Source organism: Actinokineospora cianjurensis (assembly GCF_003663795.1).
In the GTDB taxonomy this organism is placed as follows: domain Bacteria; phylum Actinomycetota; class Actinomycetes; order Mycobacteriales; family Pseudonocardiaceae; genus Actinokineospora; species Actinokineospora terrae.
Map to the genome: position 1 here is coordinate 683,297 of NZ_RCDD01000002.1, position 20,946 is coordinate 704,242.

At 71.1% G+C, this 20,946-nt stretch carries 19 protein-coding genes; 9 read left to right on the top strand and 10 right to left on the bottom strand.

The window, feature by feature from the left end; translation table 11 throughout:
* Nucleotides 1–62: 62 nt before the first annotated feature.
* Complete coding sequence (locus CLV68_RS17630; RefSeq protein ID WP_121391946.1) at nt 63–446, bottom strand: hypothetical protein; 384 nt, start codon at nt 444–446, stop codon at nt 63–65.
* Nucleotides 447–513: 67 nt separating this feature from the next.
* On the opposite strand from CLV68_RS17630, the gene CLV68_RS17635 reads away from it, so the two are divergent.
* The 5 genes from CLV68_RS17635 to CLV68_RS17655 all read left to right on the top strand — a co-directional run bounded on the left by CLV68_RS17635 (nt 514) and on the right by CLV68_RS17655 (nt 5,126).
* Nucleotides 514–1,308: a glycerophosphodiester phosphodiesterase family protein gene (locus CLV68_RS17635; RefSeq protein WP_246009935.1), complete on the top strand. Its 795-nt coding sequence runs from the start codon at nt 514–516 to the stop codon at nt 1,306–1,308.
* Nucleotides 1,309–1,474: 166 nt separating this feature from the next.
* Nucleotides 1,475–2,191, top strand: a complete 717-nt coding sequence (locus CLV68_RS17640) for a methyltransferase domain-containing protein (protein WP_147460050.1) — start codon at nt 1,475–1,477, stop codon at nt 2,189–2,191.
* Nucleotides 2,192–2,309: 118 nt separating this feature from the next.
* Complete coding sequence (locus CLV68_RS17645) at nt 2,310–3,728, top strand: MFS transporter (RefSeq protein ID WP_121391949.1); 1,419 nt, start codon at nt 2,310–2,312, stop codon at nt 3,726–3,728.
* Nucleotides 3,729–3,753: 25 nt separating this feature from the next.
* Nucleotides 3,754–4,542, top strand: coding sequence for a thymidine kinase (locus CLV68_RS17650; protein ID WP_121391950.1), 789 nt, complete (start codon nt 3,754–3,756; stop codon nt 4,540–4,542).
* A gap of 239 nt (nt 4,543–4,781) precedes the next feature.
* Nucleotides 4,782–5,126: an RNA polymerase-binding protein RbpA gene (locus CLV68_RS17655; protein ID WP_092775366.1), complete on the top strand. Its 345-nt coding sequence runs from the start codon at nt 4,782–4,784 to the stop codon at nt 5,124–5,126.
* 446 nt (nt 5,127–5,572) lie between these two features.
* Here CLV68_RS17655 and CLV68_RS17660 read toward each other — a convergent pair whose 3' ends face one another.
* Nucleotides 5,573–6,340 (bottom strand): polyprenol monophosphomannose synthase, encoded by a 768-nt coding sequence (locus CLV68_RS17660; protein ID WP_121391951.1) that lies wholly within the window; start codon nt 6,338–6,340, stop codon nt 5,573–5,575.
* 16 nt (nt 6,341–6,356) lie between these two features.
* Nucleotides 6,357–7,925, bottom strand: coding sequence for an apolipoprotein N-acyltransferase (gene lnt, locus CLV68_RS17665; RefSeq protein ID WP_121391952.1), 1,569 nt, complete (start codon nt 7,923–7,925; stop codon nt 6,357–6,359).
* A 141-nt stretch (nt 7,926–8,066) separates the two neighbouring features.
* Here lnt and CLV68_RS17670 point away from each other — a divergent pair, with 141 nt between their 5' ends.
* Complete coding sequence (locus CLV68_RS17670) at nt 8,067–8,960, top strand: cyclase family protein (RefSeq protein WP_246009936.1); 894 nt, start codon at nt 8,067–8,069, stop codon at nt 8,958–8,960.
* Here the strand turns inward: CLV68_RS17670 and CLV68_RS17675 are convergent.
* Together CLV68_RS17675 and CLV68_RS17680 are read right to left on the bottom strand one after the other, a co-directional pair.
* A complete protein-coding gene (locus CLV68_RS17675; RefSeq protein ID WP_121391953.1) occupies nt 8,945–9,346 on the bottom strand; it encodes a hypothetical protein in 402 nt (133 codons plus the stop codon). The genes CLV68_RS17670 and CLV68_RS17675 overlap by 16 nt on opposite strands.
* Nucleotides 9,343–10,008, bottom strand: coding sequence for a PadR family transcriptional regulator (locus CLV68_RS17680; RefSeq protein ID WP_342772783.1), 666 nt, complete (start codon nt 10,006–10,008; stop codon nt 9,343–9,345). The genes CLV68_RS17675 and CLV68_RS17680 overlap by 4 nt, the downstream gene beginning before the upstream one ends.
* Nucleotides 10,009–10,510: 502 nt before the next feature.
* On the opposite strand from CLV68_RS17680, the gene CLV68_RS17685 reads away from it, so the two are divergent.
* Nucleotides 10,511–12,634 (top strand): tetratricopeptide repeat protein, encoded by a 2,124-nt coding sequence (locus CLV68_RS17685; protein WP_121391954.1) that lies wholly within the window; start codon nt 10,511–10,513, stop codon nt 12,632–12,634.
* A gap of 48 nt (nt 12,635–12,682) precedes the next feature.
* Here the strand turns inward: CLV68_RS17685 and CLV68_RS17690 are convergent, their stop codons facing one another.
* The gene (locus CLV68_RS17690) at nt 12,683–14,305 is read right to left on the bottom strand and encodes a hypothetical protein (protein WP_147460051.1); all 1,623 of its coding nucleotides are present in this window, start codon (nt 14,303–14,305) and stop codon (nt 12,683–12,685) included.
* A 239-nt stretch (nt 14,306–14,544) separates the two neighbouring features.
* On the opposite strand from CLV68_RS17690, the gene CLV68_RS17695 reads away from it, so the two are divergent.
* Entirely contained in the window at nt 14,545–15,396 is an 852-nt protein-coding gene (locus CLV68_RS17695; protein WP_121391956.1) for a helix-turn-helix domain-containing protein, read from the top strand.
* Between the two features lie 188 nt (nt 15,397–15,584).
* Entirely contained in the window at nt 15,585–15,809 is a 225-nt protein-coding gene (locus tag CLV68_RS36025) for a DUF397 domain-containing protein (protein ID WP_121391957.1), read from the top strand.
* 15 nt (nt 15,810–15,824) lie between these two features.
* Here the strand turns inward: CLV68_RS36025 and CLV68_RS17705 are convergent, their stop codons facing one another.
* The 4 genes from CLV68_RS17705 to kamD all read right to left on the bottom strand — a co-directional run bounded on the left by CLV68_RS17705 (nt 15,825) and on the right by kamD (nt 20,917).
* Nucleotides 15,825–17,882 (bottom strand): AMP-binding protein, encoded by a 2,058-nt coding sequence (locus CLV68_RS17705; protein ID WP_121391958.1) that lies wholly within the window; start codon nt 17,880–17,882, stop codon nt 15,825–15,827.
* Nucleotides 17,883–18,045: 163 nt separating this feature from the next.
* Complete coding sequence (gene kal, locus CLV68_RS17710) at nt 18,046–18,441, bottom strand: 3-aminobutyryl-CoA ammonia lyase (RefSeq protein ID WP_121391959.1); 396 nt, start codon at nt 18,439–18,441, stop codon at nt 18,046–18,048.
* Entirely contained in the window at nt 18,438–19,346 is a 909-nt protein-coding gene (kamE, locus tag CLV68_RS17715) for a lysine 5,6-aminomutase subunit beta (RefSeq protein WP_121391960.1), read from the bottom strand. The genes kal and kamE overlap by 4 nt, the downstream gene beginning before the upstream one ends.
* On the bottom strand, nt 19,343–20,917 hold the full coding sequence (kamD, locus tag CLV68_RS17720) for a lysine 5,6-aminomutase subunit alpha (protein WP_121391961.1): 1,575 nt from the start codon (nt 20,915–20,917) through the stop codon (nt 19,343–19,345). Before kamD ends, kamE begins: the two co-directional genes overlap by 4 nt.
* Between the last annotated feature and the right edge of the window lie 29 nt (nt 20,918–20,946).

Sequence of the window (20,946 nt, forward strand, 5' to 3'; positions counted from 1 at the left end):
ACCCCAACCCCTCACCCGTTCTCGTGGGGACACGAGCACGAAGCGTAGTGGACCGGTGATGTTCAGCGCAGGCGCTCAAGCCCTTTCGCGCCCTCGCGCACCCGCTCGGCGAGTTCACCCAGCTCAGCGGGGGTGGCGCCGTCCTCGGCCGCGGTGAGCACGTCCTCGGCGGCGCAGCGCAGCTGGAAGAGCCGATCCTGCAGGTCGGCGAACTCGGCGGTGGACAGGACCACCGCGTCCTCGGGCAACCCGCCGCGCTGGACCGCGGTGCGCCGCTCGTAGGCCCGCTGCCTGCACGCTTGGGCGCAGTACCGGCGACGGCGGCCGGTGCCGGTCTCGTCCGGCAGTTGCGCCCCGCACCACCCACACGGGTTAGCCCGACCGGGTCGGCGCCTGCCGGGGGTGAAGGGGTCTGCCGCCGCGGCCTGGGCTGTGGTCGAGGACATGGCCGGTGACGCTATCCGGACACCCGGAGTGCACCGCCGCGCCACGCCGCTGGGGCACACTCGAGGCGTGAGCCCCACGTCACCGCCCCGCCACGGCTTCCTCGAAGGCCCCTATCCGCGCGCGTTCGTCCACCGCGGCTGGCACTACGGCGACCTCGCGGGCATGGAGAACTCGCTCACGGCGTTCCGCCGCGCCGCCGCGGAGGGCTTCACGTACCTGGAGACCGACGTCCACGCCACCAGCGACGGCGTCGTCGTCGTGCACCACGACAGCACCCTGGACCGCACCACCGACGCGACCGGCCCCGTGGCCGCCAAGCCGTGGCGGGTGGTCTCCCAGGCGAAGATCAACGGCGTCGAGCCGGTCAGCGCGCTGGCCGACCTGCTGGAGGAACTGCCGGACGCGCGGATCAACATCGACGTGAAAGCCGAGTCGGCGATCGCCCCGGTGCTGGCGCTGCTGCGCCGCACGGGCGCGGCCGACCGGGTGTGCCTGGCGTCGTTCTCCGAGGGGCGGCTGGCCCGGATCCGCAAGCAGGCCGGTCCGGGGGTGCTGACCTCGATGGGCATGCGCGCGATGGTCGGCTTCTGGGCGGCCAGGCGGTTGCCCTCGGCGCTCCTGCGGCCTGGGCCACGACCCCTCGTCGCCCAGGTCCCGGTCCGCCACGGCCCGCTGCGCGTCGTCGACGCCGCCCTGATCGCCGCGGCGAAGCGCCGTGCGGCCGAGGTCCACGTCTGGACCATCGACGACCCCGCCGAGATGCGCACCCTGCTCGACCTGGGCGTCGACGGCCTGATGACCGACAAACCGGGCGTGCTCAAGGACGTGCTCCTCGAACGCGACCTCTGGCAGCACGCCTGAGCACCGGCGCCCTTGGCGGCCGGGCTACCCGGCGGCCGAAAGTCCACCGCCGTAGACGGGCGGACACCCCGGCGGGGGTGGTCCGGGCGGTGAAGGTCACTACGGCGCGGGGGTCAATCGGCTCTTGGTGCTCCCGAAATGGGCGGGGACCGGGCATCCTTGCCGGGTGAGCACCCCACCCGCGACGGACACCGGTACGACGACAGCACTGGGGACGGCCACGGCGGGTGAGCCGGTGGACCTGGTGACCGCGATCGTGGCCGCTCTCGGGCCGGTGGGGTCCGGGGTGACCGTCCTGGTCGGCGAGGACCGGGACGTCCTGTCGGCGTTGCGCGCTCGCGGGCCCGTGGTCGCGGTCGGGTCGGTGGTGCGGGCGGCGACCGACGCGTTGCCGCTGGTCGACGCCGGGGCCGAGGCGGTGGTGGCGGTGCACGCGCTGCGGGAGGTCGAGGACCTCGACGCCGCGATCGCCGGGTTCGCGCGGGTCGTGGGCGGCGGTGGTCGGGTGGTGATCGCCGCGAACGCGCTGGCGCACCGCCGGGAGCTGCGCGGGGTGTGGGCGACGGCGGCGCGCGACTGCGGGGTGGTCGACCCGCCACCGCTGCTGGACATCGACGAGCGGTTCCCCCTCGACCACGCGCGGGCCTGGATGCAGCGCCACCTCGCCGACGTCACCGTCACCCCCGTGCGCGGCAGCACGACCCTCGACACCGCGCAGGTCCTCGCGCTGCTGCGGGCGGAGCGGCCGGACACCGCGGGGGTCACCTGGGACCTGTTGGCCTCGGTGGCGGAGAGCCGGGTCCGGGACGTGGTCGCCGAGCACGGCGGGTTCACGCTGTCCACGTTGACCGGGATCGCGACCGGCGTCGTCCGCGAGGCGTGACCCCGCTGGCCGGGTGTCTGTTTGGACTCGACCGATCCGCAGGCCAGGCCGGGCAAGTACGCTGCCGCCTGCGTGATCGGCGTTACCCCTGACGGCAGTTCCCCGCACGGAGGCGGTCTTGAGCACGGTGGACGACAGCCAGACAGCCGAGGCCAGGAAACGGGAGCAGCGGGGGTGGTGTTGGTACGACTGGGCGAACTCCGTGTTCCCCACGTCCGTCACGACCGTCTTCGGTTCGCTCTACCTCACCGAGGTAGCCGCATCGGCCGCGATGGCCGACAAGACGCTCAACGGCCCCAACCCCTGCCCGGCTGACGGCGCGGGCAACACCGACAAGCTGCAGAGCTGCGACATCAGCCTGTTCGGCCTGGACTTCCCCGCGGGCTCGCTCTGGGGCTACCTGCTCTCGATCGCGACCGTGATCCAGGTGCTGGTGGTGCCGCTGATGGGCGCGATCGCGGACCGCTCGACGAACAAGAAGCCGATGCTGGCCGCGTTCGCGTTCGGCGGCTCGCTGGCCACGGTGGCGATGGCGCTGGTCAGCGGCACGAACTGGGAGCTGGGGGTGGTGCTGTTCATCCTCGGCAACATCGGCTACGGCACCTCGGTGGTCGTCTACTACTCGTACCTGACCGAGATCAGCACCGCCGACGAGCGCGACGGGCTCTCCGCGCGCGGCTGGGCGTTCGGCTACCTGGGCGGCGGCTGCGCGCTGGCCATCCAGCTGGTGATCTACCTGTTCCGGGACAGCTTCGGCATCACCTCCGGCAACGCCGCGCAGATCGCGTTCGTGCTCTCCGGCATCTGGTGGGCGCTGTTCACGATCATCCCGCTCAAGCGGCTGCGCGGGCACCACGACCGGCCGCAGGGCGACGCGGCGCGGGGCTCCGTGCTGACCGCGGGCTTCCGCGAGCTGCGCACGACGCTGCGCGAGGCGCGGGCGTACCCGCTGACGCTGGCGTTCCTGGGCACGTACCTGATCTACACCGACGGCATCGCCACCGTCGCCAACGTCTCCGCCCAGTACGGCCGCGAGGAGCTCAAGTTCGAGGCGGACGTGCTGATCACCACGATCCTCATCGTGCAGTTCGTGGCGTTCTTCGGCGGCGTGCTGCACGGCCTGGTCGCGCGCAGGGTCGGGGCGAAGAAGACGATCATGGGCAGCCTGGCGGTGTGGGTCGTGGTGATCGGCGCCGCCTACTTCGTGCAGGCCGGGCAGGCGACCCAGTTCTACCTGCTCGCGGGCGGCATCGGGCTGGTGCTCGGCGGCACGAACGCGCTGTCGCGGTCGCTGTTCAGCCAGCTGGTGCCCCCGGGCAAGGAGGCCCAGTACTTCTCGGTGTACGAGATGGGCGAGCGGGCGACGTCGTGGCTCGGCCCGCTGCTGTTCGCGGTGATGGCGAGCAACACCGGCTCCTACCGGTACGCGATCATCTCGCTGGTGGTCTTCTTCGCCGTGGGCCTGGTGCTCATGTACTTCGTGCCGGTCCGCAGGGCCATCCGGGCGGCGGGCAACCCGGAGCCCGCCCTGCTGTGAGCCGGGTGCTCTAGGGTTGCCGCCCGTGCAGCCCGACTCCCCTGATCCCCAGTCCGACCCGACCGACGCCCTGTCCGCGGTGCCAGCCGCGGGGGCGCGGCGGGCCACCCCGGTCACCGGGCACCTGCGCTTCTACTACGGGCCGATGGACTGCGGGAAGTCCACCCTCGCCCTGCAGGTCGACCACAACCACGCCAGGCAGGGCCGGGTGGGGGTGCTGCTGGTCAGGATGGACCGCTCCGGCAGGCCGCAGATCAGCAGCCGGATCGGCATCACCCGGCCCGCGGTCGAGGTGTCGGCCGCGGCGGACCTGCGCGGGCTGGTGCGCGCACGGTGGTCGGCCGGGCAGCGGGTGGACTACCTCATCGTGGACGAGGCCCAGTTCCTCACCCCGGCGCAGGTCGACCAGCTGGCCGAGCTCGCCGACGACTACCAGGTGGACGTGTACTGCTTCGGGATCGCCACCGACTTCCGGGGCAGGCTGTTCCCGGGGGCGTCGCGGCTGGTGGAGCTGGCCGACGAGCTGCGGCCGGTGCAGGTGGACGTGCTGTGCTGGTGCGGGCTGCCCGCCAGGTTCAACGCGCGGGTGGTGGCGGGGCAGGTGGTGCGGGAGGGGGACACGGTGCTGGTGGCGGACACAGCGGACACGGCCGACACGGAGACAGGCCAGTCGACGACGGAGGGTGACGAGATCGTCAGTGGCTCGGGAACCGTAGGGGCTACGGTCCGTTATCAGGTGCTCTGCAGGCGCCACTTCCGCCTCGGGGACCTCGGGACCACCTCCGGTGTGCAAGGGCAACTCGCGTTCGCCTGATCCGCCCCGGTGTGGATAGCATCCCCCGAGTGGGTGAGATGTCGACGTCGTTCTCGCGATCGCGCGTCACAATCCCGGAGACGTGGCATCTCTTAGGAGGATGCTGTTGTTGACGGGTGAAGCATGTCACCCTGAGCGATGGCGGCGGGCGGAACGGGAATCCTTTTCTCGGTTCACCCGTTGCTCTGGGTAAGCAACACCCTGGCCCGTCCCGGCGGGCCCAGTGAAAGGACACCGCTATGGCCGACCGTGTTCTCCGTGGTAGCAGGCTAGGTGCGGTCAGCTACGAGACTGACCGCAACCACGACCTGGCCCCCCGCCGTACGGTCCGGTACGCGTGCCCGAAGGGCCACGACTTCGAGGTGCCGTTCAGCGACGACGCCGAGGTCCCCTCGGTCTGGGAGTGCCGCCTGCACGGCGCCGAGTCCAAGATGATCGACGGGTCGGACCCCGAGCCGAAGAAGGTCAAGCCCCCGCGCACCCACTGGGACATGCTCCTGGAGCGGCGCACGATCGCCGAGCTCGAGGACCTGCTCACCGAGCGCCTCACCGAGCTCCGCGGCCGCCGCAGCCGCAGCGCCTGACCGACCTCCCCCACAGACGGCCGCCCGGTACCCCCACCGGGCGGCCGTCACTCATCCCTGGTCGGGCACACGGGGGCTAGAGAGCTGGGCAGGTCACGACCCGCCGGTTGTCCACAACCGCCAGCCCATCCACAGGCGCGCCCACTCCCGGCAGCCGCTGTCGGCCCGCACTGGAAGGCTGTACATCGGGGGCTGCTCAGCGCGACGCGACGCGCGACACCGCGCGGACGCCCCGTTTCCGCAGGTCAGCGCCCTGGTCAGCACGCACCGAACACAACCAACGCCAGCGCAGGGGCGTCCACAAGGGCGCGGCGGCTCCAGGCGGCCTCAGACATGGAGCGCGGCGTTCACGAGGACAGGTCGGCGCCATAGGGGACAAGGGGCGCCGTCAGGGCAGGGCTATAGCGCGCCCCGGGACGGGGGCGCGTACCGGTGGGGACCGTGGACTAGCCCTTGCGGACGAACAGGGACTTGAGCTGCGACCCGCGGCGGCGCAGGCCCCACTTGGTGACCCGGATGTACGCCTCGCGGACGATGTTGCCGCTCATCTTGGACTCGCCGCGCTCGCGCTCGGCGAAGGTGATGGGGACCTCGACGACGGTGAAGCCCGCCTCGATGGTGCGCCAGGCCAGGTCGATCTGGAAGCAGTAGCCCTGGGAGGCGACGGTGTGCAGCTTGAGCTTCTCCAGGACCTCGCGGCGGAACGCGCGGAAGCCGCCGGTGATGTCCTTGGGCTTGGCGCCGAGGGCGAGGCGGGCGTAGAGGTTGCCGCCCTTGGAGAGGAACTCGCGGTGCCACGGCCAGTTGACGACCTTGCCGCCGGGGACGTAGCGCGAGCCGAGCACCAGGTCGGCGTCGGGCAGCGCGGCCAGCAGGCGCGGCAGGTCCTCCGGGGCGTGCGAGCCGTCGGCGTCCATCTCGACGATGACGGCGTAGTCGCGCTCCAGCGCCCACCCGAAGCCCGCGGTGTAGGCGGCGCCGAGGCCCGCCTTCTCGGTGCGGTGCAGCACGTTGACGCGGGTGTCGGCGGCGGAGAGCTCGTCGGCGAGGTCACCGGTGCCGTCCGGGCTGCCGTCGTCGACCACCAGCACGTGGACGTCGGGCAGCGCCGCGTGCAGGCGGCGCACGATCGGCTCCAGGTTCTCCCGCTCGTTGTAGGTCGGGATCACCACCAGCACCGGTTGCAGCTGCCCTTGGCCCTGCGGCTGATCCATGCGTTTCCTCTCCCCGTCACTTCACCTGGTCGCGTCTGGCCCGCGCCACGGCCACGACCAGCGCGGCGAGCGCGATGACGACCATGACCCGTTCGGGCCAGGCACCCAATCGGTCCGCAATGGTAGTGGCCGTCCGCAGCGGCACGCGCTCGACCAGCGCGGCAGGGGTGAACAGGTCGGTGCTCCTGCTCACCGAGCCGTCCGGCCGCACGATCGCCGACACCCCGCTGGTGGCCGCGACGACCACCGCGCGGCCGTGCTCCACGGCGCGGACCCGGTCCATCGCCAGCTGCTGGTAGGTCATCTCGCTGCGGCCGAACGTGGCGTTGTTGGTCGGTACCGCGAGCAGGTTCGAGCCGTTGCGCACCGAGTCGCGCACGACGCCGTCGAAGGCGACCTCGTAGCAGGTGACCAGGGCGACCCTGGCCTCGTCCATGGCGAACACGGTGGCCTTGTCACCGGGCACGAAGTTGCCCGCGCGGTCGACGGCGCTGGTGAAGAGCCGGAAGAACGAGCGCATCGGCATCGTCTCGCCGAAGGGCTGCAACTGGCGCTTGGTGTAGGTGTCGACGGGGCCGCGCTGGGGGTCCCAGAGGATCACCGTGTTGCGCGGGAGCTTGTCGTCGCCGACGACCACGGCCCCCAGCGCGATGGGGGCGCCGATGTCCTTGGCCGCCCTGTCGATGAGCTGGTAGGCGTCGCGGTTGCGCAGCGGGTCGATGTCGGAGGCGTTCTCCGGCCAGATGACCAGGTCGGGCTGGGCGACGGCGCCGGAGCGGACGTCGGCGGCGAGCTGCTCGGTGCGCCGGACGTGGTTGTCGAGCACGGCGCGGCGCTGGGCGTTGAAGTCGAGCCCGGCGCGCGGCACGTTGCCCTGGACGGCGGCGACGGTCACCTCGCCCGCGTCGGCGTCGGTGCCGACCAGGGGGCCGGTGGCGAACGCGGCGACCAGCGGGATGACCACGGCGAGCGCGGGCACGGCGAGCAGCCTGGGGGCGGTCTCGCGGGCGGCGGCGCGGCGGGCCAGGTCACCGAGTCCGAGGCCGGTGAGGGCGACGGCGAACGCGACCAGCGGGGTGCCGCCTAACGCGGCAAGGTGCAGGAAGGGGCCTTCCGGCTGGCTGAACGCGATCTTGGCCCAGGGGAAGCCGCCGAACGGGAACAGCGACCGCAGGTACTCCCCCGCGACCCAGACCAGCGCCGCGAGGACGAGGCCGCCGCGTAACCGCGTGACCAGTGGGATCGCCATGCACGGCACGCCGACCAGCAGCGCCTCCAGTGCGCTGAGCGGCAGCCACGCGACGGCGCCGACGAAGATCCCGGTCCAGGCCAGCAGCGGCGTCATCAGGCCCATGCCGAACAGGAAGCCGTAGCCGAGGGCGGCCCGGGGGCGGCGCCCGTGCAGCAGCCACCCGAGCACGGCGAACCCGACCGGGGCCAGCCACCACAGGGTGCGCGGCGGGAAGCTGAGGTACACCAGCGCGCCCGCGCCGACGGCGGCGAGCGCGCGCGCCGCCACCCAGGCTCTCGGCCGGGCGGCGGAGCCGGTGACCTCTGGCTCGGGTGAGATGGCGGGGGCGACCACGCGGTCAGCGTACGGGCACCCACCTGAGACCCCGGTGAGGGGACGCCGCGCAGGTCAGGGCCAAGACTCAACCTCTAGTCGAGGGTTAGGGTACGCGAAACCCAGTCTCAAGTAGAGGGTGAAGGCGCTACGGTCTTGACCGTGATAGAGCAGTGGCGCGTCGAGTTCGACGCCGAGGTGGCCTTCCGCAACGGCGGCTCGCTGAGCGTGCGGGGGTTCCGGCTGGACTCCCCCGGCCCCGAGCTGTCCGACGCCGAGACCGGCGAGTCCCTGGTGCGCCACCTCGGGCTGCTGATGGTCGGCGAGGTGGCGGTGGCGAACCGGCGGATGATCGCCGAACCGCACAAGGGCTCCCGCGGCGTCGAGGTGGCCCGCCCGACGGCACGGCTGGTCGACCTGAGCCACCCGATCCGCGAAGGCATGGTCACCTACCCCGGCGTCCCCGGGCCGGAGATCAGCGACCACCTCAGCCGCGAGGCGTCCCGGTCGGTCTACGGGCCGGGCACCGAGTTCACCATCGGCCGGATCACCCTGGTCGCGAACACGGGCACCTACGTGGACAGCCCGTTCCACCGCTACGCCGACGGCACCGACCTCGCGGGCCTGCCGCTGGAGCGGTTGGCCGACCTGGACGCGGTCGTGGTCCGGGTCGCCGGGGACGGTCGGCGCGCGGTCGACCGGGCGGCGCTGCTGCCGTTCGACGTGGCGGGCAGGGCCGTGCTGGTGCACACCGGCTTCGACGCCAACTGGGGCACCGACGGGTACTTCCACGACCACCCGCACCTGACCGCCGACGCCGCCGACTGGCTGGTCGCGCAGGGCGCCGCGCTGGTCGGCATCGACAGCCTCAACATCGACGCCACCGACGGCCCGCACCGCCCGGTGCACACCACCCTGCTCGCCGCGGGCATCCCGGTCGTCGAACACCTGCGCGGGTTGGAGCAACTGCCCGCCGCAGGCTTCCGCTTCCACGCGGTCCCGCCGCCGGTGGTCGACTTCGGCACGTTCCCGGTCCGCGCCTACGCCGTCCTCTGACCGACCGGACTGGTCGCCACCCGGATGCTCAGCACCAAGTGCACCAGGATGAACGGCGCCCAGCCGTAGCGCTCCCAAGGGCTGCTGGAAGCGGCATTCATCAACGCACCCGCGGCGAGCAGGGCCACGACCACCCAACTGCCCCTTCGCGCCACCTGCTCGGGCAACTGGGCGATCAGGCCCCCGCGCCGCAGCAGCACCACCGCCGCAAACGCCCACAGAACCACGGCGACACCGCTGGCCACCCGAAGCCCGGTGGACAACTCGGCGGCCGTGCCACCCCAGGCAGCCCGACCAAACGGCGCACCCGCGGCCAAGGCGAACTGGAACGCGGACACCACCGCACACATAGCAGCAGCGACGACGGTGGACCTCTTGCGGCTCATTGCTCTCCTCCGGGCAGATCAGTCTCGGACTGGGCAGTCTCGGGCTGGGTGGTCGCGGCTTCGGTAGTCACGGACTGGGCGGTCTCAGGCAGACCGGTCTTGGGCTGGGCCGGTTCGGCCACGGCGGTGTCAGGCTGGGCGATCGCGGGCAGGGCGGCGAGAGATTCCTCGGCCCAGGCCAACGCCGCTCGGGCGGTGTGCTCACCCGCGGAGATGGTGATCAGCGAGTACGGAGAGTCCGGCCCGCCCTCCGCGGCGACGGCGGCCTTCAGCGCGGCGAACCCGGCCAGTTGCTGCTCGGCATCGGCCCTGGCCCCCAGCAGCAGCTCCCGACACGCGTCCGGCCCGAGCTGCCGACCGAAGAACAACCGCAACATCAACCCGTTGCGCGGCGGCACCCGCTGCACCGGCTCGGACAACAACTCCCGCAACCTCACCCGCCCCGCCCCAGTCAACTCAAACGGCGCCGCCCGGTCCTCCCGCCGCACCAGCCCCCGCCCCTCCAACCCAGCCAGCGTCGGGTAGATCTGCCCGAAGCTCTCACTCCAGAAGTGCCCCAGCACATCCCTGATCGCCTCCCGCACCGCATACCCCGTCATCGGCGCCACGCTCAACGCCCCCAACACCGCCACCTCCGTCTGACTCTTCCGCGCCACAGCCACCCTCTCTGCCAGATATATCTAACAGATACCACACCCTCGGCGCGTCGTCCACCGCCAAGCCCTCGGCGCCCGGATTGCCGCTCGCCGTCCCACCCCGGCGCGTTTATCCGACCCGAGTTCCAATTCCCATCAAAATAGTCAATAAATAAGAAATCAATGCAGGTCGACCTCACCCGCGCGGCACCGCCGCACCACTCACCCGATGTCCACAACAGACGGAGGAGGCACACTCGCCCGGGTCGGGCTTGAGCGATACACCTCCTGGTTGGAGCAACCCAGGACACGGGTGGTGACCGGATCGGTCCAGGTCCGATGGCAGGTCGGTTCTGGCACCCGACAACAGCGCGACTGTGTCAACCTTTTGCCTCTTGCCGCATACCCGCCGGCATCGGACATTGCCGCCATCCCGGGGTGTCGCTGCCGGTATCCTGGCATTTCCGGAGATCAGCTGAGAGACTGGATTCTCCATCTGGAGGAACCCGACCCGTCCGGGGGAACTTCGATGTCCATCGAGCCGCTCGACCCCGCGGGCGGGGCGCGCCGCCCACGACACGCCCGCGCGCTGGGCCACTCGACCAACCAGCTCCCCGGTGCCGTGTTCGGCACCCTGGTCCAAGCCGACCGGGTCGACCTGCTGGTGGTCGGCAGGTCGGACGCGACCGATCGGGTGCTGCCGCCGCGGCAGGTGCCCGCGCCGATCTGCGAGGTCATGGCGCGCGAACGCGAACTGGCCGTGCTGGACAAGGGGGCCAGCCCGACCGGGCGGGCGCACCGGCCGAGTGTGCTGGTGGTGAGCGGCATCAGCGGAGTCGGCAAGACGGCGGTCACCACGCAGTGGGCGTGGTCGAACCGGTCGCGGTTCACCGGCGGGCAGCTGTTCAGCGACCTCTCACTGCACCGGGGTCGTGGCGCTGTGGCGACGGTGGAGGTGATGGGCGGGTTCCTCCGAGCGCTCGGCGTGCACGAGCAGCTCATCCCGCCTGACCTGGCGAGCCGCGCCGCGCTGTTCCGCACCAGGACCGCGGCCGAACCGGTGCTGGTGGTGCTGGACAACGCCGATCAAGCCGCGCAGGTCAGACCGTTCGTGCCCGGTTCACCCGACAGCGTCGTCCTGGTGACCAGTCAGCACCGGCTCAGCGGCCTGCTCGTCGAGGGTGCGAGCGCCCTGGCGCTGCGCCCGCTCGACACAGATGCCAGCTACCGCCTGCTCGTCGACCAGGTCCCCGCCGAGGTCCGCGTGGCACTGCCCCGCGAGGAGGTCGGCGCGCTGATCGACCTCTGCGGCGGCCTCCCGCTGGCGTTGCGCATCGCGGGCGCCCGGTTGACCGAGGCGACCAGGTGGCCCGTGCGCAGGCTCCGCGAGTACCTGTCCGATGAGAAGCACCGGCTCCGCCGCCTAGCCGTGGGAGGACACACCGTGCGACACGTGTTCGACGCGACCGTCGACAACCTCCAGCCCCGGCCGCGCACGCTCTACCGCAGGCTGGGGCTGCACCCGGGCGCCGAGTTCAGCGTCGCGGCCGCGGCGACGGTCGCCGGGTTCTCGGAGACCGACACCGCCGACGCGCTCGACCACCTCTTCGAGGCCAACCTCGTCGAGGGCGTCCGCCCGCACCGGTTCCGCTTCCACGACCTGGTGCGGCTGCACGCGCGAGCCGTCGCCGACCAGGACGAGCCCAGGGCGGAACGGGACACCATTCTCGACCGGATCACGTCCTGGTACCTGGCCGGGGCGCGCGCGGCCGACCTGGCCATGATGGGCGGCGCGCGCTGGCGGTCCTGCGACCACGCCACCGTCGACTGGGGCGGGCCGGAGTTCACCCCGTCGACCGCGGTCGACTGGTGGGAGAGCGAGCGGCAGAACCTGCTCGAGACGGTCCGCACCGCGGACGGCAGGGGTGACGCCACCACGGTGTTGGCGCTCTGCGAGGCGCTGTGGCCGCTCTACCACGGCCTGAAGTACTACACGGACTGGATCGAGGCCCACCTCGCGGGCGTGCGGGCGGCGTTGCTCCTGCGCGACGACGTCGCCGAGGCCCGGATGCGCAACCAGCTGGCGCGCGCTTATGTCGAGCTGCGCGAGTTCGACCAAGCGGACGGTCAATTGGAGTTGGCGCTGGTCGCGGCGCGGCGGTCGGACGAGCCGCGGGCGGTGGCGGTCGTGCGGGAGTCGCGCGGGGTCGTGCGCCGCGAGCGCGGCGACTTCCCGGGCGCGGCGGCGGAGTTCGAGGAGTCGCTCTCGATCAACGAGGAGGTTGCCGACGAACGCGGGACCGCGTTGCAGCTCTACCACCTGGCGGACGTCCTGGTCCGGGCACGGGAGCCGCTGCGGGCGATCGACCTGCTCGGCCGGGCCGCGCGCATCACCGATGAGTTGGGCGACGACACCACCGCCGCCCGCGTCGACCTCGTGCTCGGCGCCGCCTACCAAGAACTGGACCTGCCCGAGTCCGCGCGACCGTTCCTCGAACGCGCGGCGACGACGGCACGCGAGCGCGGCCTGCGGGCCAAGGAGGTCGAGGCGCTGCGGCGGCTGGTGGCGGTGCTGGGCGCGGAGGCACCCGAGTCGACCAGGATCGCCGAGCGGTTGGCCTCGCTCACCGAGACCACCGAGCCCGGGCGGTAGTCGAGCAGGCTCAGGGCAAGTGCCGTCAGGTCAGGCCAATGCACTGGGTCAAGGCGAGTGCGCGTCGGCCGACACCTGGGTGATCGCGAGAGTCGAGCACGCTCCACCGACCTGGACCTCCAGCGCGGTCATCACACAGCCAGGCTCGACCGCGAGGTGGTAGACGGCCGCGGCGACCGCCGCCGAGTCGACGGGCGCGCCCGCTGTGCGCCGGACCTCCCACCGCCCGCCCAGGCGGGTCCCCACGAGCAGCCGCGAGCCGTGGACACCGGCGGCGAGAAAGCACTGCGAATCGCGCACGGTGCCGGCGATCCACGCCCACACCGTGTCCGCGTCGTTGTCGTCGCTGCGCACCCGGACCTCCGCCGTGTTCCTGAGGTCCCGGTTGGACTCGTGCTCGTCCACGACCAACACCGGTGCCCTGTCGTCGTCCACGGGCCGGTGGTGCTCAGCCAGTGCCGCGGGGTGCCGCTCGACCGACACCGTGACCGCGCAGTCGGGTCCGATGGTGAGCGACATCCGGGAGAGGAAGGAGGTCACCCCGCGCTCGTCCCGTTCGACCTCCAACGGGGCGTAGCGCCGCGGGTGCGGGACCTGGGCGGGCGGGTCGAGCGCCATGAGCTCGTAGAAGCGCGCCTGGAGCAGCCGCAGGGATTCACCGGAGTTGCCCATCGCCTGCCGGGCGACCTCGGTGACACCGGAGGCCGCGTAGGTCGCCATGACGTCGACGATCTGGTCGCGCAGGTCCACAGCGGGATCGAGCGGGCGAGCGGCTCGGACGAAGTCCAGCGTGGTCGAACCCTTCACCAGTTCGTCATCTCCCCTACCCGCGAACAGAAATGGTCGACCGAGCGCGGCGGCGTACACCGACACCGAGCCGTGGTCACCGATGAACGCGTCCGTGGCGATCAGCGCGGCAGGCCAGTCGGAGGTCGGCATGACCGTGATCAACCCCGCCTCGGACGCGGCGCTGAGCAGCCCCCGCACCGAGAAGCCGGAGTGCAGCGTCCACACATTGGGATGCAAGATCAATACGACTCGGTACTCGTCGTGCGGTAGCGCCGCCAGGACTCGGTTCACCAGCCGGGGGTCGTACCCGATGGTCGAGTCGTGCCCCCAGGTCGAGCTGATGCCCACCAGCTTCTGCCCAGGCGTCACGCCGAGGCGGTGGCGGATCAGGTCCCGTGAGCCGAGGTTCGCCAACATCCTGTCCCAGGTGGGGTCCCCCATCTGGAACGCGAACGGCATCGCACTCGGGTTCGCCCGGGAGAGCTGCTCCACCTGCGACTCGCAGGACAGCCCGATCGCCGCCGCGACGATGACACCGTCGCGCACGAGTTCCGCGGTGGACAGTCCGACCGGCGCGTCAAGGTCGAGCGTCCGGTACAAAACGCGACGGTTGTAGCCCGTTCCGTGCGCCATGGTGGCGACCGGGCCGAGCAGTTCGCCGAGGGCGTCATCGGTGTGCGCGGCGATCACCAGGTTGAACTCCATGGTACGGGCGATCTCCCAGTCAATCAGCCGCACATCCAACAGCGCTAACGGATCGCGCAACTTTCCGCCGAACTGGGAACCCTCGTTGACGGTCCAGAAAATGGCCAGCCGGTCGTCGCCGTCAATGGCGCGCAGCACGTCGAGCACCCGGCTGAGATCCGTGCGGGTCCGGAGCACGACACAGACCCGGCGATCGCGCGGCCAGGTTTCCCCGGAGTCCTCGGCAGCAGCACACATACGGCCACTCCTTCACACGACAGGCTGAGAAACCGCCCCCTGCACAGCGCTTGAGCTGAAGTACGATAGCTTTGCGGCATCAGCCGATAGATGACTAGCTGCCGACTAGCATCGGTAAGCTTGCTCAGGTTCGACATGTAGCAGCATGACATGTCGAGCGACGTTTTGGGAGGTCGCACGTGTCCGACATCCGGGGTTCGGGACCCCCACAGCGCAAACTCCGTCTCGAGCTCCGCCATGCCCGCACCAGTGCGGGTTTCTCCCAACGGCAGGTAGCGGACGCACTCGAATGGTCACTGTCCAAAGTGGTCAGAATTGAACAGGGCGCGGTCGGGGTGTCGATCACCGACCTGCGCGCGCTGCTGCACCACTACGGCATCTCGGATCGAGAGGTCGTCGACGACCTGCTCGACCTCGCCCGCAAGCGCTCCGAGAGCCGTTGGTGGGAACAGCACACCAAGGACCTCTCGCCCGCCCTCATCCAACTCATCGAACTTGAGGACGTCGCGACGCTGATCCGGCAGTACCAGGGCCATATCGTCCCCGGCATGCTGCAGACCGAGGACGTGGTCCGCGCCGTCATCTCGAGTTATCCCGGCGAGTCGACCTGGATCGAGCAGACCATCAAGATCCGGTTGCGCAGGCAGCACATCCTCGACGACGAGAAGCGGGAGTTCGTCTACATTCTCGACGAGTCCACCCTGCGCAGGGTCCTCGGCCCCCCGGAGCTCATGTCGGCGCAGTACCGCAGGCTGTTCGAGTTGAACGACCGGCCCAATGTCTCGATCTCGGTGATTCCCTTCACCAGCGGCTCCCACAAGGCGATGCAGGGGTCCTACACGGTGCTCGAGACACCCGTGGGGTACGCCGATGACGACGTGGAATCGGCCGTCCTGATCCAGGGGCCGCTCCGGGACTCGATAATCCGGCGGGACGCCAACCGGATCAGCGAGTACATCGAGGCGTTCGCCCAACTAGAGCACATGGCGATTCGGTTGGACAAATGGGAAGGTAAGAACACCCTGGTGTAGCGCCAGCAAGACCTGCCGCAGATCACCGGTTGTCGCGCATTTGTCAACACCGGCGATCGGGTTAGCCCTGTCGGCCCTAGCTCACCCGCGCCCAGAAGACCTAGCCTTCACCACGTACGGTCGAGTCGGGGGCCTGCGGGGCACCGCCATGCCATGCGCAGACTCCCCGCCATGGAGGGAGTCTGCGCATGGCGTCGAGGAACGAACCCACTGTCGTGGAGATAGACGAGAACGGCAGGCGCTGGGCAAAGGGCTCATCCAGTACCAGCGAAGATACCGACTGCATGGAAGCAGCTCGCGATCCAGAAGTGGTACACATACGTTCGTCGCACAATAGGCGTGGCCGTGTTATCGCCGTGCCCGTGGCCGGGTGGTGCAGCTTTGTCGATTTCGCGGCTCGACGACTCCACTAAAGCCCTGTGCGGGTATCAGTCGTGGTCGGCGAGGAGGCGTTTGACTACTTTGCCGGTGGCGTTGCGGGGGACGCGGGGGACGAAGATGACGTCGCGGGGGACTGAGGGGCGTTCGAGGTGGTCGTGGATGTAGTCGCGGATGGTGGTGGCGGTGAGGTGGGTGCCGGGTTTGAGGGCGATGTAGGCGGCGAAGCGGTGGCCGTACTCGGGGTCGGGGACGCCGATGACGGCGGCGTCGGCCACCACGTCCAGGCCGAGTAGGAGTTCCTCCACGGGGCGGGGGAAGACGTTCTCGCCGCCGGAGACGATCATGTCGTCGTCGCGGCCGGAGACGAAGAGCCTGCCGTCGGCGTCGAGGTAGCCGCGGTCGCCGGTGACCATGAGGTCGTCGTGCATCTCGGTGCTGGTGCCGTTGGTGTAGCCCTCGAACAGCATCTCGTTGCCCACGCAGATCCGCCCGACCGCGCCCGGCGCGACCGGTACCCCGTCGGCGTCGAGTATCCCGACCCTGGTGCCGACCGGGCATCGGCCCGCGGTGGTCGGGGCGGCGCGCAGGTCGGTCGGGTCGGCGATGCTGGCCCAGGACACCTCGGTCGAGCCGTACAGGTTGTAGAGGACGTCGCCGTAGGAGTCCATGAAGGACGTCACCAGTTGCCGCGACAGCGCCGACCCGCTGGAGGCGACCACGCGCAGGCTGGACGTGTCGTAGCGGGCGCGGGTCCGCTCGGGCAGCGCCATGATCCGCTGCAGCATGACCGGCACGGCGATCAGCGCGGTGCACCTGAGCTCGGCGATGGCGGCGAGGGTCGCCTCGGCGTCGAAACGGCGTTGCAGCACCAGCGAGGCGTGCAGCGGCATCCCCAGTTGGACCGCGGCCAGGCCCCAGGTGTGGAACAGCGGCGCGGCCACGAGCATCCGCTCCCCCGCGCGCAGCGGTATCCGCGACAGCACCGAGGCGGCCGACCCGAGCCCCGGCGGGTTGCGGCGGCGCGCGCCCTTGGGCGTCCCGGTGGTGCCCGAGGTCAGCACGATGATCTTGCCTGCCTGTTCCGGCGGGCGGATCGGGGTCGCGGGCGCGGCGGCGATGACGGCGTCGAGGGTCAGCTCGCCCGGCGCGGCCGACCAGGTGGAGATCCACGGCAGCGACGCGGGCAGGTTGTGGAACAGCGGCGCGAACTCGTCGTCGGCGGCCAGCGCGACCGGCCGGTGCGCCTCGACGAGGTCGGCGACCTGGTCGGCGGACAGGCCGGTGTTGAGCAGCAGCACGTCCGCGCCGAGCTTGCCGCAGGCGATGGTCATCTCGACCAGACCGGCGTGGTTGCGGCACATCAGCGCGACCCGGCGCCCGGCCCGGACACCGTGCTTGGCCAGGCCGTTGGCCAGGCGGGTGGTCCTGCGGTCGATCTCGTCGAAGGTCAGCTTGCCGCGCTCGTCGACCAGCGCCACCGCGTCCGGCACCCGCGCCGACGCCGCCTGGTACCCGCCGACCAGGGTGGCGCCCCAGCGGGCGAGCGCGCCGAGCTGGCGCAGCACCCGGTCCGGTCGGCCCGGGTTGAGCACCCCGGCCTTGGCGAGGGTGCGGGCGACGGTGAGCGCGGACAGGCCGCGGGAGGTCTGGTCGATGCGGGTCGGCGAGCTGGTCACGGCCCGGCCGGAGAGGTGGTCGTCGACGCGGGTGAGGCCCTTGCGGACGCGCTTGCGCAGCCAGGCGTTGGTCATCGCGGTGCCCGCGGTGAGGTCCTCCGGCAGCGACAGCACGACCTCGACCACGGTCCGGCCCGCCGCGGGTTCGAGCCGGATGGACAGGTGCCCGCCCGCCCAGCCCGGTCCGACCAGCACCAGGTGCTCACCGGGCCGGTTCACCAGGACCTCGACCCGGTCGTGCACCGGTTCGCCGCCCGCGACGCTGAACCGCACCCGGTAGCGGGGTTTGCCGGACTGGGCCGACTCGCGCTCGGCGCAGGCGATCTCGCGGACGAACCGCGGGTAGAGCGCGGGGTCGCCGAGGACCTCCCAGACCTGGTCCGGCGTGTGGTCGAGGACCTGCCGCACCTCGACGAGCTCCTCCGGCATGGTCCTCCGTCGTCGACGGCCGCCGGGACCAGGTCAACACCGGCGACAGCATTGTTCACACCTGGTTCCGGTTGTTATCAGCGAAGGGCCGACCGGCGCAAGCGAGGTGTCCGCCGAACGGAGTAACAACGGGCAACATCACCTACTCGGCGCAGCGGGGCGACTACTCGTTCCCCGCTGGTGGGACCACCACCGTGCCCCTTGCGCGGGTGATGACCACAGGGGGTTGCAGCACGTCGGCCGCCGATGGCCCGCGCTCCGGGGCGGCCCGGCACACCACGCGCGCCTCGAACTCCACACCCCGCGACCGGGTGCCGACCCGCACGAGGGTCGCGGTCGCCTCGACCACGTCACCCGCGCGCAGCGGCGCCAGGAACTCGACCTGCTCGTACCCGGCGAACAGGCCCTCGTCGCCGTCGGTCCGCACGCACAGCTCGGTGGCGACGTCGCCGAAGAGGCCGAGGGAGTAGGCGCCGTCGACGAGGCTGCCGCCGTAGTGGGCGTGGGCGTGCGGCACGTAGCGCCGGTGGGTGACGCTCAGGCCGGGCTCGGGGCTCATGCGGGCTGCTCCTTGCGCTGGTTGATGGCGTGGACGAGGTAGCTGGCGACCTCGCCCGGGGTGGTGCCGCGGCTGAACACGCGGTCGACGCCCAGGTCACCGGCCATCCGCGGGTCGAACCTGGGTCCACCAGCGATGAGCAGCGGGCGGCGCCCGCCCATGGCCTCCCGGAACGCGGCCGACATCTCCTGGGTGTTGAGGATGTGCGCGTCGCGCTGGGTGACGACCTGCGACACCAGCACCGCGTCGGCCTTCTCCGCGCGCGCCCGCTTCACCAGGTCGGGCACGCTGACCTGGGCGCCGAGGTTGACCACCCGCAGCTCCCGGTAGTACTCCAGCCCCTTCTCGCCCGCGAAGCCCTTGATGTTGAGGATCGCGTCGATGCCCACGGTGTGCGCGTCGGTGCCGATGCAGGCGCCGACCACGACCATCTTGCGCCGCAGCGCCCGCTTGATCACGGTGTTGACCTCGCTGGGCGGCAGCAGCGGGTACTCGCGCTCGACGACCTCGACCTCGGTCAGGTCGATGATGTGCTTGACCGAGCCGTAGACGACGAAGAAGGTGAAGTCGGGGCCGATGGCGTGGGAGTGCACGACCATGGCCGGTTCCATGCCCATCTTGGCCGCGAGCAGCAGTGCGGCGCCCTCGGCGCGGGGGCCGTGCGGGACGGGCAGGGTGAACGAGGTCTGCAGCATGCCGTCGCCGCTGGTGTCGCCGTAGGGGCGGACGTAGCGCTTGGTGTCGGTGGCCGCGGTGTTGGTGGCTGCCGGGTCAGTGGCCGTGGTGTTGGTGGCCGTGGTGTTCGTGGCCGCCGGGTCAGTGGTCACGGCGCCTGCGGTCACCGGGTCAGCGGCCGCGGGGGCAGAGGCACTGGCGTCGGCTGGTGCGGGCCGGGTGGTGGTCACTTGGTCGCCCCCTCGTCGAGCAGGTCGGTGGCCGGGTTGCGGTAGCCGTCGGCCTTGGCGACCACGCCAGCGACGCCCCTGCCCTGGTCCGGCGGGCGCTTCATCAGGCCGAAGGTTCCGCTGGCGATGGCGGTGAGCAGCCCGTCGTCGACGATCCTGGCGAGCAGGTCGACGGCCTCGCCGAGCACCTGGTGGGCGCGTTTGACGATCAGCCCGTCCGGGGCGGGGCGGAAGTCCTCGGCCAGTCCCCCGGCGGCGTCGAGCACGTAGCGGACGTTGGCCAGGGCGAGGTCGCGGTCGGACAGGAACGGGGTGACCACGGCCTCGGTCATCATCCCGACCAGCAGGATCGACTGGCCGGTGAGCGCGCCCGCGAGGTTGAAGAACCCGTCGAGCAGGTAGCCGTTGAACACGTCGCCGGTCATGTGCTTGGTCGGCGGCATCCACTTGAGCGGGGCGTCCGGGAACAGCTCGCGGGCCAGCAGCGCGTGCGCCAGTTCCAGCCGGAACGACTCGGGGACCTTGGGGTTGATCTCGAACGCGTGGCCGAGGCCGAGCAGTTCGTCCGGGAGCCCCGCCTCGTGCGCGAAGTGCTCGTTGAGCAGCTGCGAGACGGTGACGGTGTGCGCGGCGTCGACGGCGTCGGCGGTGGTGAGGTAGTTGTCCTCGCCGGTGTTGATGATGATGCCCGCGCGGGCGTGCACCTGGCGGGAGAACCGCTGATCGACGAAGGTGCGGATGGGGTTGATGTCGCGGAAGAGGATGCCGTACATGGAGTCGTTGAGCATCATGTCCAGCCGCTGCAGTCCCGCGAGGACGGCGATCTCGGGCATGCACAGGCCGGAGGCGTAGTTGGTGACCCGCACGTACCGGCCGACCTCCTTGGACACCTCGTCCATGGCGGCCCGCATGATCCGGAAGTTCTCCTGGGTGGCGTAGGTGCCCGCGAACCCGTGGTGGGTGGCGCCCTCGGGCACGTAGTCCAGCAGGGACTGCCCGGTGGACCGGATCACCGCGATGATGTCGGCACCCGCGCGGGCGGCGTTGGCGGCCTGCACCACGTCCTCGTCGATGTCCCCGGTCGCCACGATGAGGTAGATCCACGGGCGCCGCGGCGGATCACCGAGCTTGGCGACCAGCTTGTCGCGCTGGGCGCGGTTGCGGTCGACGGTCCGCAGCCCCTTGGCGACGGCGGCCCGGGCGGCCTTGTCGGCGCGGGTGGCGTCCTTGCCGGTCGGCACCCGGTAGCTGACCTGGCCTGCGGCAGTGGCCTCGGCGAGCTCGGTCAGGCTGCCCAGGTTGTGCTCGGCGAGCGCGTGGAACACCGGCCCGCACACGCCGTCTTGCAGCCCGCAATGCTCAGCGACGGTGTCGACGACCCGGTTGACCCACGGCACGTCGCCCGCACGGTGCGTGCTGTCGGCGCCGGTGATCCCCGCGAGCCGCAGGGTGGCGCGCTCGACGGACACCGTGGTGTGCGAACGAGCGATCTCCACGACTGGGGCGGCCGCCGTCGCCGCCAACTGGCGCGCGGTCGCGACCACAGCCGGGTCCAGGTCAAGAAGCGGCACGTGGGCTCCCCTCGCGGGTCGTGCTGTCG